Annotated in this window: 4 protein-coding genes; all 4 read left to right on the top strand. The window is 50.6% G+C overall.

Annotated elements, in window-relative coordinates; all coding sequences use genetic code 11:
* Window positions 1-5 precede the first annotated feature (5 nt).
* Genes KVT36_RS06085 through KVT36_RS06100 form a run of 4 tightly spaced genes read left to right on the top strand, consistent with a single transcriptional unit; the run spans window position 6 to window position 21,823 of the window.
* Complete coding sequence (locus KVT36_RS06085) at window positions 6-14,462, top strand: non-ribosomal peptide synthetase (protein ID WP_217602610.1); 14,457 nt, start codon at window positions 6-8, stop codon at window positions 14,460-14,462.
* Window positions 14,463-14,479: 17 nt separating this feature from the next.
* Window positions 14,480-16,204, top strand: coding sequence for a carbamoyltransferase N-terminal domain-containing protein (locus tag KVT36_RS06090; protein WP_217602611.1), 1,725 nt, complete (start codon window positions 14,480-14,482; stop codon window positions 16,202-16,204).
* Entirely contained in the window at window positions 16,201-17,871 is a 1,671-nt protein-coding gene (locus tag KVT36_RS06095) for a carbamoyltransferase N-terminal domain-containing protein (protein WP_217602612.1), read from the top strand. Before KVT36_RS06090 ends, KVT36_RS06095 begins: the two co-directional genes overlap by 4 nt.
* Window position 17,872: 1 nt before the next feature.
* On the top strand, window positions 17,873-21,823 hold the full coding sequence (locus KVT36_RS06100) for a condensation domain-containing protein (protein WP_217602613.1): 3,951 nt from the start codon (window positions 17,873-17,875) through the stop codon (window positions 21,821-21,823).
* Window positions 21,824-21,830 lie beyond the last annotated feature (7 nt).

Below are 21,830 nucleotides of genomic sequence, written 5' to 3' on the forward strand. Positions count from 1 at the left end.
TAATTATGGAAAATATCATGGATCGTACAGGCGCTAACGTTACACTCATTACACTGCTGGAAAAACTGGCAGCGGTGAACGATCGTGGCATAACCCTGATACACAGCCAGGAAAAAGAAGGATTCCTTTCCTACGCAGACCTTTACAGCAATGCTTTGCAGGTGCTGGGCCACCTGCAGGCGCAGGGCGTACTGCCCGGTAATGAAGTAGTGCTGATGCTGGAAGATAACCGGCAGTTCCTGCTGTTCTTCTGGGCCTGCCTGCTGGGGAAAATAATACCGGTGCCTTTGCCAGCCGGCAACCAGGATGATCATAAATATAAGCTGGTAAGCGTATGGAGCACGCTGCATAATCCTTACCTGGTTTGTGAGCAGGTCTATTACAACCGGCTGTCATCGTCGCTGTCAGCGCAGCAGCCTGCTGCACTGGAAGCCATTGGACTTCGTTACCTGCCTGCGGCAACTTTATTAACAGCTGCAGCGCCCGGGCAAACAGCGCCGGTACAGGCAACGGAAACCGCTTACATCCAGTTCTCATCCGGCTCTACCGGTACGCCTAAAGGCGTTACGCTTACGCATCAGAACCTGCTTACCAACATACAGGATATAGTTTCCCGCTCTCAAACCACCGCTGCAGATAAAAGCCTTAGCTGGATGCCATTGTCGCATGACATGGGGCTGATCTGTTTTCATTTATCCTGTTTGTTAGCGGGTATTGATCAGTATATAATGGATACGGCCCTGTTTATCCGTAACCCGGTGTTGTGGATAGAAAAGGCCAGCCAGCACCGCATCAGCCAGCTGTACTCACCCAACTTCGGGTATCATTATTTCCTGTCTGCGCTGGAAGGTAAAGCTGCCGGCGCCTGGGACCTTTCCACCATCCGCATTATTTATAACGGGGCAGAACCTATTTCCCACAAGTTATGCCGGCAGTTCACAGAAAAGCTGGCGCCCTGCGGGTTACGCAGCTATGCCATTTTTGCGGGTTATGGACTGGCAGAAGCATCTGTGGCTGTAGCCCTGCCGGATGTGAATGATGCTTTACGCGTGCACTTCCTGGACCGGGACCACTGTAATATAGGCAACCGGATAAAACTGGCGGAGCCCCGCAACGGGATCGTATTCGTAGAAAACGGTTACCCGTTGGAACATTGCGCCGTAAGGATCTGCGGTAATGAAGATGAGGTGTTTGAAGAGCGCATAATAGGACATATACAGATCAAAGGCGGCAATGTTACCGCCGGATATTATAATAATACCGCCGCTACCTGTGAGCTGCTAACGCCTGATGGCTGGCTGCGCACCGGCGACGTGGGGTTTTTATATAAAGGCCGTATAACCATTACCGGCAGGCATAAGAACATTATTATTATTAACGGGCAAAACTATTACCCTCAGGATATAGAAGCCATGGTATCCAGGGCACTGCCGGCCTTTGACCTGGGTAAGGTAGTGGTGTGCGGGGTAAGAGATGAAAAGAAGGGTAATGAGGAATTGCTGGTTTTTCTTTTATACAAAGGGGATGTGGCCGGGTTTGCGCCACTGGCCGGAAGGGTAAAAGAAGCGGTGCTGGAAACCACCGGGTTAACGGTACAGGCAGTGATCCCGGTACGCAAAATACCTAAAACCACCAGCGGAAAAGTACAGCATTTTAAGCTGGCCACTCTTTACCGGCAGAGCGCCTTCCAGGATATAACCAGTAAGCTGGATGAGCTGGTGGCCGCTGAGGAAGCAGATCAATTACCGGATCATTTATCCATCCCTGAAAAGCTGGCGCGGATCTGGAAAGATCTGTTGGGCATGAAGCCACTGTCACCGGAACAGGAATTTTTTACCGCCGGCTTAAACAGCCTGGTAGCTACCCGTTTTATCAGCTATATACGCAGGCTGTTACAGGCAGATGTAAGTATCAGCGATCTGTTCCGGCATCCATCCCTGGACCGCCTTGCAGCCTGTGTGGCTGCAAAAGGCACTGTGAAAGAGGGGGCAGTATCCATGCTGGAAGAACAGGATCATTACAGCTGTACAGATATACAACAGCGCTTTTGGTTATTGCAGCAAATGGATGTGCAAAGCACCGCCTACAACCTGCACAGCGGTTTTGTAATAAACGGTGCATTGGATCTAACGGCGCTGAACAATGCCATTACTACGCTATTATTGAAATATGATATACTGCGCACCACGTTTGTGAACCTGGATGGCAACCTGCGGCAAAGAGTGAGCCGCCATCCGGATGCAGCTGTGGTGCTGCAATCTAAAGATCTGCGGGAGCAGCAGGCATCTCCGGAAGAGATAGCATTATGGGAAACCCAACAGCCTTTTAACCTGGAACAGGGCCCCTTATTGCGCTTTACTTGTTACCAGCTCGCAGATACACAATACCTCCTGTTCTTTGCCATTCATCATATCATTGCCGATGGCTGGTCTGTGAATGTGATGATGGACCTTATAAAAAAGCTGTACCGCCAACATCAGCAGCTAAGGGGGGCAGGCCTGCAGTATCATGATTATGCGGCCTACAATGCAGCCCGTAACAGTGCGCCCTTACAGCAGGCGTTCTGGAAAGAAACGCTGGCAGGTTACAGCAAAGGTGTAGAGCTGCCGTTCACAAAGCCGCGTAGCGCTGTACAAACTTTTGCAGGGCATGCCATTAAGCAGGCGCTACCGCCAACCCTGCACGCTGCTATTAAAAAATATTGTCTTGAAAACGGCTGTACGGAATTTATGCTGGTTACGGCCGCCTTGCGCGCACTGTTATTCCGCTACACACAACAGGCAGATATTGTAATAGGCACAGATACCGCCGGCCGCACCCACCCGGATCTGGAACTGCAGCTGGGCTGTTTCCTGAACACGCTGCCATTGCGGCTGCCCGTGCAGGCAAACGAAAGCTTTAAGGGGTTGCTGCGGCGGGAGAAGCAGGGCATTTTGCAGGCCTTGCAGCACCAGGCCTATTCCTTTGATAAAATGATAACGGATGTGCAGCCGGAACGGGAATTTAGCAGAACGCCGGTGTTTAATGTACTCCTGTTATTCCAGAACCTGGAAGGTTCCACTAGCTTAACAGGGCTGCATGAGCAGCTAACCGTACAACCTATATCCATGCCCGTTACTACCAGCATGGTAGACCTGGAAGTGGAATTTACCTATGAGGGACCGGAGCTTTTTTTCCAGCTGCGTTATAATACTGACCTGTTTGATGATGCGCCTGTGGAGCGTATGGCCGGGCACTTCATCCGCCTGCTGGAAAACGCGCTGTCAGCGCCGGATACGCCGGTAGCTGCCATTGATATTTTAAGCCAGACAGAAAAAGAACAAGTGCATAATATGGGCCGCGGATCAGTACGTGATTTACAGCATCCGCATGTGCTGCAGGCCTTTGAACAATGGGCAGCCGTTAGTCCGCATGCAACAGCCCTGGTCTTTGAAGGGCAGCCGCTTTCCTATGAAGAAGTGAATCTGCAGGCCAACCGGCTGGCGCATTACCTCATCACAGAAAAAGGCGTGCAGCCGGGCCGCCGCTTAGGGTTAATGATGGAACGCTCTGCAAACATGATCATTACCCTGTTGGCTATATTAAAAACCGGCGCAGCTTATGTGCCGGTGGATGCCGCCTATCCACCGGAGCGGGTATTATTCATAACAGCAGAAGCAGGGCTGCAATGGCTGCTTACAGATGAAGACTGTTTGCCGCAAACAGCACAGGTGAATAACCGGTTACAGGTAACTGCCGTACTCCATAACGGCACTGCTGCTGTTAATCCGGGTATAGTGATAAAAGGGGATGAGGTAGCATATATCTTATACACTTCCGGTTCAACCGGGCAGCCCAAAGGCGTAATGATACGGCATGAAAGCCTGGTGAATTACATACAGACTTTTATGCAATATTTTAACGTAACACCTGCAGACCGGGTCATACAGCAATCAGCCCTTGTTTTTGACATATCTGTAGAGGAAATATTTGCAGCCTTTAGTTCCGGTGCTGCATTAGTGGTTGTGAAAGACGGCGGCCGCAATGTAGCCGCCCTTTTGCAGACTATAGAGAAAGAGCAGGCCACTATCCTCAGCACTACGCCCCTGGTTATAAAAGAAATAAACGCGCAGGCCAGCCGGGTTAATAACCTGCGGTTGCTGATCAGCGGGGGAGATGTGCTGAAACCTGCTTACATAGACCAGCTGCCGGACAGTGTAGCAATATATAACACCTACGGGCCTACGGAAACAACAGTATGCGTTTCCTATAATAAAATAACAACACCGGAAACTGTATCGCTGATAGGCAGGCCCTTACCGGAGCATCATATTTACATACTGGATGAAGCCTTTCAGCCTGTGCCGGTGGGCATTGCCGGGCAGCTGTATGTGGCAGGTAAAGGTTTGGCCAGGGGTTATGTTAACCCTGCGCTGGACCAGGAAGCATTCATTCACCACCCGGCAATACCGGGTGAGCGCCTGTACAGGACCGGTGATATGGGCCTGTGGACGGAAAACGGTAGTATACGTTTCCTGGGCCGCAAAGATGCGCAGCTCAAATGGAATGGCTATCGTATTGAGCCGGGTGAAGTAGAGAAGAAGATCCTGCTGTATAAAGATATAGCCGATGTCGTGGTAACCATTAGCGGCATTGCGGAGCGCAGGCGCCTTACCGCCTACCTGGTAGCGCCGGCCTCAATGGATACAGCTGCGCTGAAGCTCTTTCTGCTGGAGCATTTACCGGCCTACATGATACCAGTTGCTTATGTGATCATGGAGCAGCTGCCGGTGAATGTGAATGGTAAGGTGGATATGAAGGTTTTGCCCGAACCTGCTGACCTTACCACCCTGGAAATGGTATTGCCTGCAGGCAGCACAGAAGCTGCGTTGCTGGAAATATGGCAGCAGGTGCTAAAACAGCCGCACATCAGCGTATTGGCCAGCTTCTTTGAGCTGGGCGGCAATTCATTGAAAGCTACCCAGGTGGTAACACGTATACAGGATCTTTTTGGCGTCAGCATTTCCATAAGGGAAGTGTTAACCCATCCCACCATCAGGAGCATGGCTGCCTGCATTAAAACAGCAGGCGCAGAGAACCGGCCGGATCTTCTTCCGCTGGGGAAAGCGGATCACTACCCCTTATCCCTGTCGCAAAGAAGGCTTTGGGTATTGCAGCGGCTGGAAGTATTGCCGCTTGCCTATAACCTGTGCTGGTCATTTATTATAACCGGTGAAACAGCAGCCGTACATTTTGAGAACGCACTGACTGAATTGGTGCAACGGCATGAAAGCCTGCGCAGCACTTTTACCAGTATACAGGGAACACCTTTTGTGGTGATCCGGGATCATATACCATTGCCGCTTTCCCGGAAAGATCTGCGGGATGAAAAGGATGCATTAGCCTGGAAAGCCCTGGCCCTGGCAGATTCCAGAACACCTTTTGACCTGGAAAAAGGCCCGCTTTTCAGGGTGCAGTTGTTACAGCTGCAGGAGAATGTATACCGCGTGATCTTTACCATCCATCATATTATTACAGATGGCTGGTCAATGGAAGTGCTGTGGAAAGAGCTGGGTATGATAGAAGCCCTGCCGCCGCTTCAGGTACAGTATAAAGATTATGCAGCCTGGCAGCAGCAGCTGCTGGCATCAGAAAACATGCAGCCGCACCGGCGCTACTGGTTATCCCGCTTCCAGGGGCAGCTGCCTGCGCTTACATTTCCCTTTATTAAGCATACGCCGGAAGCAGGTTTTGAAGGTAAAAAACTGCAGTTCCCGTTATCTGCCCGCTGGCAGCAGCAGCTTATGCAGCTGTCAAAGGGGAATGATGTAACCCTGTTCACCGTACTGCTGGCAGTATGGAAGCTGTTGTTATTCAGGCTTACCGGGCAGCAGCAAATGATCATTGCCACACCCACAGCCGGCCGGCACCATACTGCGCTGGAAAACCAGGTAGGTTATTACCTGAATATATTACCGCTGTATACTGCGTTTAATGCAGAACTGTCGTTCAATGTTTTATTGACTGCAGTAAAACAAACGGTGGAAGAAGCTTTTGCTCACCAGGAGTTCCCGGTAGAGGAGCTGATAGCGCATTTGGATATGGGCCGGGATATTAACCGCAATCCTTTATTTGATGTAATGCTGGTGCTGCAGAACTTTGAGCACCTGCGCGCAGCCGGTCCTGTTGCTTTACAGCAGATAGAAGAAATAGATAACGGCACCAGCGTAGGCAGCCTGCTGATAGAATTTATTGAGCTGGAACAGCAATGGTTCTTAAGGCTGCGTTATGATACACGTATCTTTAGTGAAGCACAGGTGAGCCGCCTGGCCGCTTGTTTTGAATACCTCTGTGAGCAGGTAGCTGCAGATCCTGATCTGCCGCTGCACCGCTACAGCCTGTTAACCGCTGCAGAAGAACAGCGGCTGTTACATACCTTTAACACCCCGCAAACAATAACTTATCCTGCAAATACGGTAATGCCATTGCTGGAGCAGGCTGCCGCGCAGTTTGCATCACAGGCTGCCCTGTATGAAAAGGGTACGATACTTACTTACCAGCAGTTACAGGAAAAGGCAGCACGGTTATCTGCACAGCTTTGTGAGCTGCAGGCCGGCGGCCCGGGCAAGCGGGTAGGTATTTTACTGGAACGTTCAGCCAATCTTATCATCAGCATACTGGCAGTGTTAAGGACCGGCGCGGCTTATGTGCCGCTGGATGCAGAGTATCCTGCAGAGCGCATCCGTTTTATGGTAACGCATGCCGGTATTGACCTGGTAATTACTACCGCGGCCGGCCTGCAGCAGGTACAGCTAACGGAGACGCCTGTACTGGATCTCAGCAGCTTTCAATGGTCGGCCCCCGTAATGGCAGCGCCTGCCTATGCCGTGCAGCCGGATGACCTGGCGTATATTATGTATACCTCCGGCTCCACCGGCCGGCCCAAAGGCATACAGGTATCCCATGCCGCCCTGGCAGATTATGTGCAAACCTTTATCCGTTATTTTTCCCTTAACAGCAATGACCGGGTGATCCAGCAATCATCACCGGCATTTGATGTATCCATAGAAGAAATATTTCCTGCTTTATGCAGCGGCGCAACAGTGCTGGTATTACCCGAAGGCGGCCGCGATATTGACCGCCTGTTACAGCTGATGCGGCAGGAGCAGGCTACCCTATTAAGCACTACGCCGCCTGTAATAGCTGCGCTGGATAAACATGCCACGGACCTGGGCGCGCTGCGTATACTCATTAGCGGTGGCGACCGGCTGACCGGCGCCCATATTCAACAGCTGACAGGAAAGGTAGCTATCTATAACACCTATGGGCCTACGGAAACAACAGTATGCGCTACCTACCATCCCGTAAAAGCTGCGGATGATGCCGCCTGTATAGGCAAGCCCATTCCCAACCGGGAGGTATATCTGTTAAATGAGCAGCAGGAGCTGGTGTTACCCGGTATAGCAGGGGAGATCCATATTGCAGGTGCAGGCCTGGCCAATGGTTACCTGCACCTGGAAGCAGAAACCAGGGAGCGGTTTATTCCACATCCCTTTAAGCCGGGCAGCCGCCTGTATAAAACCGGCGACCTGGGAGTATGGGACGAGGAAGGGAATATTTACTTTACAGGCAGGAAAGACAGCCAGGTAAAGATCAACGGTTACCGTGTAGAGCCGGCGGAAATAGAAAAAGTATTACTTACGCATCCTGCCATACAGGATGCGCTGGTAATGGCAGCTGCCGGCAACACTACCCTCAGGGCATACATAATAACAGAAAATTTTGAGGCAGCAGCAATAAAGAGCTGGTTATCCGGCAAGCTGCCCTATTACATGATCCCTGCTGAATTTATACAGCTGGAGGCTTTCCCTGTTACGACCAACGGCAAAACAGATCTAACGGCCCTGCAGGCGCTAACAGCTGCTGAAACAGCTGCTGCGCTGAATACGCTGTGGGAGCAGCGCTTGTCTGCATTATGGAGTACGGTCCTGGAAACAGCTGTAGTTAACCGTACCGATAACTTCTTTGCCCTGGGCGGCAATTCCATTAAAGCCACGCAGCTGGTAAGCCGCCTGCAGGAACAATGGCAGGTACAGCTGCCCTTGCGTGATGTGTTCATTCATCCATTATTACATGAAATGGCCGGCCTGCTTTCAGCAGCAGCCGTGTCTTATAAAATAGAGCAGGCGCCTGCGCAGGCAAACTACCAGGTATCGCATGCGCAGAAAAGGATATGGCTGCTTACCCAGCTGGGATACGACGAGGGCGCCTATCATATTTACGCCGGTACACGCCTGCAGGGAAAATTGCAGCCTCATTTGCTGGAACAATGTTTTAACGCATTGGTGGCCCGTCATGAAAGTTTACGCACCACCTTTGCAATGGTGGAGGGTGAGCTGCGGCAGGTGATCCATGTGGCGGATGATCTCTCCTGTAAAATAATTTATACAGATCTGCGGCAACAGGAGCAGCAGGAGCAGAGGATCCACAACATTATACAAACCCTGCAGCATAGCCATTTTGATCTTGCACAGGGCCCCTTGTTCAATGTGCAGCTGTTGCAGCTGCAGGACGAGGCATGGATCTTGCTGTTAGCGGTGCATCATATTGTGTCCGATGGCTGGTCTGTAAATATATTGTTCCGTGAGCTGGAAACGCTTTATGCAGCGGCTTGCAAAGAAGATGTATTACCTCCGTTGCATTTGCAGTATAAGGACTATGCGCATTTCATGAACAGCCCTGCTGTTGATGAGAACCTGGCCTTACACCGGCAATACTGGCAGCAGCAGTTTGCTGTACCGGCGCCGTTGCTGGAATTACCACTGGACTTTCCGCGCCCCCGGATCCGCAGCAGCCGTGGCAGCGCTGTTCTTATGGAGCTGGATGCTGTGTTGGTAAGCAGGCTGCATGAATTATCGGCCGGTAGTGGCGCCACGCTGTTTATGCTGCTGCTGGCCGCTTTAAAAGCATTGTTGTACCGCTACAGCGGACAGGAAGATATTGTAACCGGCACGCCGGTATCTGGCAGGGAAGCAGGCGGCCTGGAAAACCAGGTAGGCTGTTATGTAAATACGCTGCCGCTCAGAACTATCTTTTCCGGCAATGACAGTTTTGAAAAATTACTGCAGCGGGTAAAGGAAAATGTGCTGGAAGCTTTTGCACATCAGCTGTATCCCTTTGATGAAATGGTGAAGGCGCTGCAGCAGGAGCGGGATCTGAGCCACTCGCCTTTATTTGATGTGATGCTGGCCATGCAGCAGGATGCACGTACACAGCATACCATTGATAGCTCCGCAGCGCTGCAAACCGCTCCTTACTGGCTGGAAACCGTCAGCAGTAAATTTGATCTTACTCTTTATGTATATGAAACCGGCGCTCAGCTGCAGCTGGTGCTTGAATACAGTACGGACCTGTTTGAGCAGCCTGCCATAGCACGTTTGCTGGAACATTACAGGAACATACTTGAACATGTTACCGTAGCACCGCATACCCAGCTTAACCGGCTGCCATTAATGAGCGCTGCAGCGCAGCAACAGCTGCTGCAGCAATACAGCCTGCCTGTTATGCCTTTACAGGAGCCGCCCAGGTTTGTTACAGACCTGCTGGAAGCAGCTGCCCACGGGCATCCGCAGCACACCGCTGTTGTTTGCGGTACTGCCATAATGCCATATCATGAGCTGCTGCAACAGGCGCAGCGCATAGCTGGCTACCTGCATACGGTAGCAGGCGTACGGCCTAATGACAGGGTAGGTTTAATGGTAGACCGTTCTGAGAAAATGGTAGCCGCCTTGCTGGGCATCCTATTCTCCGGTGCTGCTTATGTACCTGTTGATCCGGCCTATCCGCCCAACCGTATTGCGCATATTATCAGCGATAGCGGGCTTACAGCCGCCATAACAGAAGAACAGTATGTACATCATTTTACACCGCCTGTTCATTGCATTACAACTCCGCAGCTGCTGGCTGCAGAACAGCCTGTGGTGTGGCCTTTGCCCCTAACCCGCAGCATACATGACCAGGCTTATGTGATCTATACCTCTGTCTCCACCGGGCAGCCTAAAGGCATTCCCATCACACACTATAATTTATGGTCGCTGATAAGCTGGGCGCAACGGGAGTTTGCAGCAGACCAGGCAGATATTGTATATGCAGTTACCTCTTACTGTTTTGACCTGTCTGTTTTTGAGCTGCTGTATCCCCTGGGCGCAGGGAAAAGTGTGCGGGTGCTGCAATCCGGGCTGCACATAGCTGATCACCTGGAAGCAGACCGCAATATCCTGATCAATACAGTGCCCAGTGTAATGGACCAGCTGTTAAAGAACGGGATGTTAACGGATAATGTTAAAAGCATTAACCTGGCTGGTGAACCTTTATACCCAGGTCTTGCAGAACAAATAACTCAAACGAATATACGTTTAAGGAATTTATACGGGCCCTCTGAAGATACTACTTACAGCACCTGCTATGTGTTTAAGCCACAGGATGCAACAGTGACCATTGGCCGGCCCATTGACGGCAAACGGATTTATATTGTAGATGCACATATGAACCTGCTGCCACCCGGTGTAAAAGGGGAAATTGCTATTGCAGGCCCCGGGGTGGCAGGCAGTTACCTGAACCAGCCCGCCTTAACGGCTCAGAAATTTATACCGGATCCTTTTTACGAAGGCGCCACACTTTACCTTACCGGCGATATAGGCAAATGGCTGCCGGATGGCAACCTGGAATTTCTGGGCAGAAAAGATCAGCAGCTGAAAATAAGAGGTTACCGTATAGAGCCTGGTGAAATTGAACTGGCGCTGTTGCAGGTGCCGGGTGTGCAGGGCGCGCTGGTAACGGGCATTTATAAAAATGCCGGTGATCAATACCTGGCAGCATATTATACAGCGCCCACGGTTATTAACCCGCAGCTGATACAGGAAAGGCTGCAACAGCAATTGCCGGCCTATATGGTACCGGCGCAGGTACACTGGCTGAAGGAATTCCCTTTAACCCCTAACGGTAAAATAGACCGTAACTTATTACTGCAAACCACAACAGCAACTGCACATAATACGTTTGTTGCAGCAGTTACGCCGGTTGAGCAGGCGCTGTCGGCCATCTGGGCGCAGGTGCTGGATCAGGAGCGTATAGGCGTAAAGGATAATTTCTTTACAGCCGGCGGGCATTCTCTGAATGCAATGCAGGTGGTACATAGTATTATCCGGCACTTTGGAGTACAACTGGTTTTACGGGACCTGTTCATGAACCCTACCATTGAGCAGCTGGCGGCCCTTATTACCCAAAGCAGCCCGGCAGCCGAAAATATACCGGTGCTGGAAGAGCAGGTGCACTACGTCCCATCGCACATGCAACGCCGCTTATGGATCCTGGACCGCCTGGAAAAGAACAGCGCGGCCTACAACATGAGCAGCGTATACCAGCTAAGCGGTAAGCTGGATCAGGCCAGGCTGGCCAAAGCCTACCGCTCACTGATAGCCAGGCACGAAAGCCTGCGCACCACTTTTATAATGGTGAACGGGGAAGTACGGCAAAAAATAAATGCAGAACTGCCGCAGGCAGAACTGATACAGCAGGTGGATATGCGCGGCCGGGAAGCCCTTGCGCCGGAAGCAGCCGGCGCCTATATGCAGTATGCATTTGACCTGGAGAACGGCCCCTTGCTGCAGCTCACCTTATTGCGATATGCAGATGAAGATTACTTTTTCATAGTATGTATGCATCATACCATTTCCGATGGTATATCCATGAACGTTATAATGCAGGAGATCCTGCCAGCATACGGGCAGCTAACAGGTACATTGCCGCCGTTAAAGATCCAATACCGTGATTTTGCAGCCTGGCAGCAGCAGCTGTTTGCCACTGGCTGGGGCGAAAAAATGCAGGCTTACTGGTTACAGCAGCTGGGTGGCCCTATACCTGTGCTGGATCTGCCCGGCGCCCGCCTGCGGCCCGCCGTTAAAACCTACCAGGGCAGTGAGGCTGGGATATGGTTGGGAGATGATACTGCAGCAGCGCTGTCACAATTGGCAGCCGGTAACCAGGCCACGCTTTTTATGCTGCTTATAGGAGCGTTTAAAACCCTGTGTTACCGCTATACCGGGCAGGAAGATATTTTGATAGGTACACCTGCAAGCGGCAGGTGGCACCCGGATATGGAAGACCAGGTAGGTTTTTATGTAAATACGCTGGTGCTGAGAACCACGCTGAACGGGAAGATGAGCTTTATTCAGCTGCTGGGCCGCGTAAAAGAGATGTTGCTGAATGCGCTGGAGCACCAGTACTACCCGTTTGACAAGCTGCTGGAAGAGCTGCAGCTAAAGCGCGACATCAGCCGTTCTCCCTTATTTGATATAATGGCAGTATTCCGCGACAGCCGCAATGAAGCCACCGCCGGAACACTGGAGAACCTGCACTGGAAGGAGGTAACGGTACCGGCTACACAGAGTAAGTATGACCTTACCATCACCTTTACCCAACAAAAAAATGGCCTGGCAATAAACGTAGTTTACAACACAGATCTATATGACAGCAGCTGGATAACCCGCATGCTGGAACACTACCGGCAGCTGCTGAATGTTATTGTGCAGCAACCGGCATTAACGCTGAATGCATTCACTTACCTTTCACCGGCAGAACAGGCAACGCTGGCTGCCTTTAACAATACCGCCGCCCCACGGCCGCCAGGTGAAACACTGGTAAGCCTGTTTGAACAACAGGTACAAGCCACGCCTGATAATCCGGCGCTGCTGTTTGAAGAAAAAGTGCTCAGCTACCGGCAGCTGAATAAACAGGCCAACCGCCTGGCCGCGCTACTGCGAAACATGTACCAGGTACAACCCAATGAAAGGGTAGGTATTATGATGGACCGTTCTGAAAAGCTGCTGACCGGTATCCTCGGTATCCTTAAATCAGGAGCTGCCTATGTGCCCATTGATCCGGCCTATCCGCCTGAAAGAAAAATATACATTGCGGAGAACAGCCGTTTAAAGGTATTAATCACAGAACAGGCTTATATAGATACTGCAGGCGCCTGTACGTACCTGGTGCCGGATGAGGCGCAGCTTTCAACGTTACCTTCGCAAAACCTGCCTGCCGTAAATACGCCGGACAGCCTGGCATATGTAATTTACACTTCCGGTACCACCGGCCGCCCCAAAGGCGTGATGGTAGAACATCATTCCGTAGTAAACCTCTCCGCATGGCTGCATACCGTGATCTATAAGCAGCATGCCAGGCCCTTAAAGGTGATGGTGAATGCATCTGTAAGTTTTGATTCATCTGTAAAACAGCTGTTTCCGCCGCTCCTTGCCGGCGCCGCACTGATGCTGATACCGGAAACCACGCATAAGGATCCTAAAGCATTGGTAACAACCCTTCTACAGCACCGCATAGATGTGTGGGATGTTACGCCCGGTTATCTCAACTATATATTAAAGCACATACAGCCTGATAAGCATTTCCCGGCTTACACACTAGCCGGCGGGGAAGCATTAAGCCCCGTGCTGGTTACCAGGTATCATGCGCTGTTGAACGGGCGCAGCACCTTAATGAATGTATATGGCGTTACAGAGGCCACCGTAGATTCCACCTGGTGCATTACCAATGAAGATGCCGCAGCGTACTGCAACATAGGACGGCCCTTGCCCAATACCGCCATCTACATACTGGATGGCCACCGGCAGCAGGTACCCATAGGTTTTCCGGGAGAGATCTGTATTGCAGGTGCAGGTGTATCCAGAGGGTATTTGTATGACGAAGAGCAAACAGCAAAAAAATTCATTCGCAATCCATATGGTGAGGGCCGTTTGTACTGCACCGGCGACCTGGGTAAATGGCATGCGGATGGTACCATAGAATTCCTGGGCCGTGCAGACAGACAGGTAAAAGTAAATGGCTACCGCATTGAGCTTGCAGAAATAGAGCAGGTTATCTTACAACACCAGGGCATACAGCAGGTATACGTAACCGTTATACAGGATAGCCAGGCAGAGCTGCAGATAGCAGCCTATTTTGTGAGCGATGGTGTTATTGCCCCTGCAGACCTGCGCAGCCACCTGCAGCAAAAGCTGCCGGTCTATATGCTGCCGGCCTGGTTAATACCCTTACAGCAGCTGCCGTTAAATGAGCACGGCAAAGTTAACAAGGCCGCTTTACCTGATCCCCGTTCAGCATTGCCCCGTAACACGAATAGCCCTGTAGAACCGCCGGCCGGAGAAGCCGCCCGTACGCTGTTAACCTTATGGGAAGCAGTGCTGGAAAGCAGCCATATAGGTTTGCACGACAACTTCTTTGACCTGGGCGGCAATTCCCTGAAGGTGATCCGGCTGTATAACGCTATCCAGGAAATATTTCCCGATCAGCTGGAAATACACCAGCTGTTCAGCCATCCCACTATCAGCAAACAAAGCGCCCTGTTAAGCCCCGCTTCTCTGAAAAGCAGCAGCAGCGCCTCAAAAGACATAAACCTTATTGAACTGTAATTAATTATTTACAAACTATGATGATCTGCGGTCTTAAGCTTACGCACGATGGTTGTATTGCCGTAGTAAATAACAACCAGCTGTTATTTAGCACTGAACTGGAAAAATTAAATAACAACCCCCGTTATGCTTCCATCGACAACCATATAACTATAACGGATATACTCCGTAGTGAAGGCATTGCCCTCAGCGATATACACCGGTTTGCCATAGATGGCTGGGGCGGGTATGATGATGAAGCGCTGGCCCTTCAGCCGCGCTTGCATATCGGGAAGGAAAATAATTTCCTGGATTGCAGGAACGGGCCAGAAAGTTTCCGGTTGTTCATCGCACAATACCAGGAAAGGGAGCCCCGGCATAATGTATTAACACCGCTGGAATTTACCGGTTTAAAGATAGGCGCCGGCGAGTTTTCTTATACCAGCTACCTGCATGTAACCGGGCATATTATGAGCGCCTATTGCACCAGCCCTTTTGCTGCCCGGCAGGAGGATGCCTATGTGATGATATGGGACGGCGGTATGTATCCCCGCCTGTATTTTGTGCATGCCAAGGCAGGCGCCATTGAAAATATAGGCCCTTTGTTCCTGATGATCGGGAATATCTATACCATCTTTTCACAGCACTTTGGTCCTTTTAAAGTAACCGGCAATTTTGCAAAAGACGATCTCTCTGTAGCTGGAAAAGTAATGGCTTACATAGCATTGGGAGAAGAAAGACATGAGCTGCTGCCCATATTTGACAAGATCTATGAAAAATGCTATGACAAACCAATGGGTTTTGCCAATGTATTTGCCAACAAATTCAAGGAGCTGGTAAATGGACAAGGATACCAGGATGAAGATATCCTCTGCACCTTTCATTTATACCTGGAAAAAATGTTGCAGGAGAAGCTGGAGAAAAAGATCAAACGTTTTAACCGTAACTGTGCCAACCTCTGTATAGCCGGCGGTTGCGCGCTTAATATAAAATGGAACAGCGCCATTCGCAGCATGCCGCTTTTTAAAGAGGTGTATGTGCCGCCGTTCCCGAATGATTCCGGCAGCGCCATTGGAATGGCTTGCGCAGAAATGGCGGTAACCACCGGCCGCTGGGCGTTGAAATGGGATGTTTACAGCGGGCCCGCAGTGGTAAAGAGCAGTGTTATTCCCGGCTGGGAAGAAAAAGACTGCACCGTGGAAATGCTGGCCAGGCTGCTGTATGAAACCAAAGAACCGGTAGTGTTCATTAACGGCCGCGCAGAGCTGGGACCCCGTGCATTAGGTAACAGGAGCATACTGGCGGATGCCACCCACCCCGGCATGAAAGATATATTAAACCGTGTAAAGGACAGGGAAGCTTACCGCCCGGTATCTCCCATATGCCTGGAAGAAAATGCTGTAACCATGTTTGACCCCGGCACACACGATCCTTATATGTTATTTGATCACCTGGTAAGGCCCGGATGGGCAGAGCGCATACCTGCCGTATGCCACCTGGATGGAACGGCACGCCTGCAAACCGTGAATGAACAGGAGAACAGCGTAATAGCAGCCCTGTTAAAAGCCTATGAAAAACTAAGCGGTATTCCGCTGTTATGCAATACCAGCGCCAATTACAAAGGCAGTGGTTTTTTTCCGGATGTAAGATCAGCAGCAGAATGGAACGGCGTTAATTACATATGGAGCGATGAGGTATTGTATACGCGCATAGAGAAGATACAGTTTAACTCCGGTATAACCTTTAAGGAAGCGGCACTATGATAATATGTGGCATTAAACTAACGCACGACGGCGCATTGGCGCTTATTGACGACCAGCAGCTGGTGTGCTGTATTGAAATGGAGAAGCTGGACAACGCACCCCGTTACATGCATTTCAATATTGAAATGGACCGGCTGGAGCAGCTGCTGCAGCAATACGGCTATTCATTTAACAGCATAGACCGGCTGGTATTGGACGGCTGGGCGCCGGAAGAACAGATCACCATCAACCTGGGCAAAGGAAATTTTCCGGTTAAGCTGGCCGGTTACGGCAGCATGGTAATGCGCGAGAACATACTGGAACGCCAGTGTTTTGATATGCCGGGTTTTAGCGGGTTAAGCTATGCCAGCTACCAGCATGTAGCAGGGCATATTGCCGGCGCATATTGTACCAGTCCTTTTGCAAACCAGCAGGAAGATGCATTTGTGCTTATCTGGGATGGCGGCATGTATCCGCAGCTTTTTTATTTCCATCATAAAACAGGCAGTGTAGAGAACCTGGGCGTGTTATTTATGCTCATCGGTAATATCTATAGCATCTTTTCCCAGCACTTCGGCCCCTATAAAGTAAAGGAAGGTGTGGTGAATGATCAGCTATCCGTAGCGGGGAAGGTGATGGCCTACATTGCGCTGGGTGAGCTGAAACCTGAGCTGCTACCGGTCTTTCGCAGCATCTATGATGCACCGGGGCAAAAGAATATGCAGTTTGCTAATAGTTTTTCCAAAACTTTTCTTCAGCAGGTACAGGGACGTAATTACCGGGATGAAGATATTCTGCACACCTTTCATGTTTTCCTGGAACAGCTGCTGGTAGAAAAACTAACAGCTAAAATAAAAAGATACCCGGGCAGGCAGCCCAACCTTTGCTTTGCAGGCGGCTGCGCATTGAATATAAAATGGAACAGCGCTATCCGCAATACCGGATTGTTTAAAGAGGTATGGGTACCGCCTTTTCCCAATGATTCAGGCAGTGCGCTGGGAACAGCCTGTTGTGAAATGATCACGGCCGGCACTAACTATGCGCTGGACTGGAATGTGTACAGCGGCCCGGCAGCAATAAATAATGGTGCGGATGAAAAATGGATAACGCAGGAAACTACCGTACAGGAGCTGGCGCAGCTGCTCTTTGAAAAAAATGAGCCGGTGGTTTTCCTCAATGGTGCGGCAGAGCTGGGGCCCCGGGCCCTGGGTAACCGCAGCATTCTGGCGCCCGCAACAGATGCCGCAATGAAAGAGGTATTGAATAAAATTAAAAGCAGGGAATCTTACCGGCCCGTAGCGCCCATTTGTCTGGAAGAAGATGCGCCGGATATTTTTGAACCGGGCATACGGGACCCATATATGCTGTTTGACCACAAAGTAAGGCCAGCCTGGAAAGACAGGATCCCTGCCGTTTGCCACCTGGATGGTACTGCCCGCCTGCAAACAGTGAACAGTACGGATAACCCGGTGATCTATGAGCTGTTAATGGCCTATAAACAGCTGAGTGGAATACCGCTGTTGTGTAATACCAGCGCCAATTTGAACGGGAGAGGCTTTTTCCCGGACGCTGCTTCTGCCATGGCCTGGAATGAGGTGAACTATGTGTGGTGTAATAACCGGCTATACGAAAAAACAGAAAAGCACAGCTTCCAGCTTTTATCTCCTACTTATAATACCAGCATTTAAAATGCAGCAAGATATAGCGATCATTGGAATGGCCGGACGTTTTCCCGGTGCAGGGAACCTGCAGCAGTTATACGGTTTGCTGGCGCAGGGAAAAGATAGTGTGGGCAGTATTTCCGCAGAAAGGGTCAAAAGAACAACGCTTGATCCGCAGCGGGAATATATGACCTGCGGTTACTTGGAAGATATAGATGTATTTGATCATCAGCTGTTCAATATATCAGCAGGCGAAGCACAGACCATGGACCCGCATTTGCGGCTGCTGCTGGAAGTGGCGTACGAAACTATTGAAAATGCAGCCTATGCTATAGAACAGCTGAAAGGAAGCAATACGGCTGTTTTTATAGCAGATGCTTCCCTGGAATATTATAAGCTGGCAGAAACATTTGTGCCCACACTGGCCTCCGGTAATACCAAGGCTTTCCTGGCATCCATGCTCAGCCGGCAGTTTGATCTCAGGGGCAACGCACTTACCGTAGATACCACCTGCTCCTCGTCCCTGCTGGCCGTACACCTGGCTTGTAATGAGCTGATATTAGGCGATGCGGATCTGGCGCTGGCAGGTGGCGCCAATTTGTATCTTTTCCCGTATAAGGAACCCATAGGTTTGGACCTGGATGCGCCGGATGGCAGATCAAAAGCTTTTTCCGCACAGGCCAATGGCATGTCGCATGGAGAAGCAGTTGCCTGCGTGCTGCTGAAACGTTTGGACAAAGCCCTGGCAGATGGTGATATTATCCACGCTGTTATAAAAGGATCGGCGGTGAACTGTAATGCAGGCCGCTCCGCCAGTATCACGGCTCCGGATAGTGAAGCGCAGGCAGAAGTGATCCGGCTGGCCTGGAAAAAAGCCGGCATAGATCTCAGCCTGGCCGGGTACATGGAAGCGCATGGCTCCGGAACTGTGCTGGGCGATAATATTGAAGTAGGCGGCTTTACCCTTGCCTTTAATGGTTATACAGATGATAAACAGTTTTGTCCCATAGGTACTATCAAATCAAATATCGGCCATACCCGTTCGGCGGCCGGTATAGCAGGTTTGCTGAAAACAGTATTATCCCTGCAGCATAAGGAGCTGTTCCCCAATATCCATTTTGAAGCGCCGCATCCGCAAATCAATTTTAACAGGTCGGCAGTGTTTGTTAACCGTCAGCTACGGCCATGGCTATCTGAAAATGGCCCGCGTTATGCGGGTGTAAGCTCCATAGGCCTGAGCGGCACCAATTGCCATATGGTGCTGGAAGAAGCACCGGCAGCTGCGGTGATGCCCGCAGCACATTTACCGGCTTACCTGCTGCCGGTAAGCGCACAAACGCCTGAAGCATTAGCGGATAATGTAAAAGCGCTGCTGGCGTATTTAGACACTGCGGAAGACGATCTGTTGCCGGCAATAAGTTATACACTTTGGCACGGCCGTAAACATTATGAGCACCGGGTAGCTATAAGTGCCGCCGGTATGGAACAGGCACGTGAACAGATGCGCCAGTGGCTTGAAAGCAATAAGCCTGCAGCAACAAAACCGCTGCATAAGCTGGTGTTCATATTGGATGAAGGAGATAATACCCTGGCTCACTATCAATCCCAGTACGATTTTTATAAATGGCTGGAAGCGCGCGGTATCAGCACAACGGATATAATGGCAGCCAACGGTGGCCGTTATATGGTAGCTGTTATTAAAGGTGAAATAACACTGGCTGCTGCCTGGGAGCAATTATCCGGCGCAGCTACAGATAATACGGATAACCTGCCTGCCAGGGTAGCTGCCTGGTTACAGCGGGAAACAGAAAAAGGCCGCATGGTGCTGGTAAGTATGGGGCGCCGGCCAGGAGCCTTATCACAGGAATTGCAACGGCAGGCAGCCGCATTGAAGGCATGTACTTTTGTTAACCTGGAACAGGGTGATCTGCTGGTAAGGGTTTTGTATGAGCAACAGGCGCCTGCAGACTGGAAAAAATATAGCGCCCATCTGCCGGGTAAACGTATTCCGCTGCCTGGCTACCAGTTCCGTAAAAAACGCAGCTGGCTACGGGAGCTGCCGCTTACCACCGCAGTTACCACAGCACCGGTACAGCAGGAAGTAAGCACAGGCCTGGCCGGCGACATAAAAAAATACTGGAAAGAAATATTGCAGCTGGCAGATTGCCGCCCGGACAATAACTTTTTTGAGCTGGGCGGGGATTCCATCAAAGCCACGCAGGTAATTAACCGCATAAATACCGCCTTGGGCTTTCGCCTGGATTTTGAAGATCTGTTTGATTATCCCACCATAGCAGCTTTGACCGGTTACATAGAAGAAATATCCGGTACAGCGCAAAAGATCTATCGTATCTGGAAAGATGTGTTAAAGCAGGAGCCACTGGCATACGATGATAATTTTTTTGAGCTGGGCGGTCATTCTCTTATAGCAAACCAGATCATTAACCGGGTAAGGCAGCAGTTTAATACTGCCATTAGCTTTGATGATTTTTTCCGCTTTCCTACCATTCGGTCTTTGGCCGGTTACCTGGATGCAGCTGCGCTGCAATCACCCGCCGGAATGTTACAGATCAAAAAGCTGCCGCTAAAGGCGCAGTATGAAGTATCCCATGCCCAGAAAAGATTGTGGATCCTCAGCCAGTCACCGGAAGGAGCAATTGCCTATAACCAGCCGGGGCTCTATAAAGTAGGCTCTCCACTGAACATGCATTTGCTGGAAAAAGCATTTGAAGCGCTTATAGACCGGCATGAAATATTACGTACCACATTTACCATGGAGGGCGATGAGTTGGTGCAAACAGTACTGGCTACCCCTGAAATTGGTTTTACCCTTCAGTACTACGACTACCGTGAACATGCCGCCCCTGAAGCAGATGCGCTGGTCCATTGCAAGGGGCAGGCCGCCCGGCATTTAAACCTGCACACAGGGCCCTTGCTGGATGCGCTGGTGATACAGACCGGAGAGCAGGATTACATTATCCTGCTGAACCTGCACCATATTATAACAGACGGTTGGTCTAACGGTGTGCTGATACATGACCTGCTTACCTTTTACCGCGCCTTTGCGGAAGGCAGGTCAAAGCCGCTGCCTCCGCTGGAAATACAGTATAAAGATTATGCTGCCTGGCAAAATGAGCAGATCAGGAATGGAGCATTTGAACCGCATAAACAATACTGGCTGCAGCAGTTCAGCGAACCAGCGCCGCCGCTTGGCTTCCCTTCGGACTTTACGAGGCCGCCGGTAAAGGCCTACCAGGGACGTATACACGAATTTGTGATAGACAATACCGTGCTGGAAACATTGAACGCCTGTGCGCTTGAACATAATGCCACTTTGTTTATGGTGCTGCTGACCGGACTGTATGTATTACTCTACCGCTTTTCAGGACAGCATGATATTACAGTAGGCACTTCGCTGGCTAACCGCGATCATGTGGATCTGGAAAACCAGATGGGTTTTTATGTGAATACACTGGCTATCCGTACCCGCTTTCACCCGGAGCTCACCTTTGCGCAGCTGCTGCAGAAAGTAAAGGAAAATACATTGCAGGCATATGAGCACGGCGTTTATCCGTTTGACCTGCTGGTGGATGATCTGCAGCTGGAAAGGGACATGAGCCGTACCCCGCTGTTTGATATTATGCTTACCCTGCAGAATATGGAAAACAGCCGGCGTTATAATGCCGGCACCATGCAGGCGCTGGAAGTGGAAAGCATAGAACCGGATATTCATATCAGCAAATTTGACCTGCTGATATTGGTATCTGAGAATAATGGCCACCTGGATGTGCTGATGGAATATGATACTGCCTTAATAAAGGAAAGCACTATTGAAAAGGTAAGGGATGGGTTCATCTCTATTCTGCAGCAGGTGCCGGAAAACCCGCCTGTTGCTGCTATGGTAGCCGCCATAGCCCCCGCCTCCCAACAGGAAAAAGCCATCTTTGATGATTTTATAAAAGCTATACAGGATATATGATCCTGTA

Source organism: Chitinophaga sp. GbtcB8, from assembly GCF_019091455.1.
In the GTDB taxonomy this organism is placed as follows: domain Bacteria; phylum Bacteroidota; class Bacteroidia; order Chitinophagales; family Chitinophagaceae; genus Chitinophaga.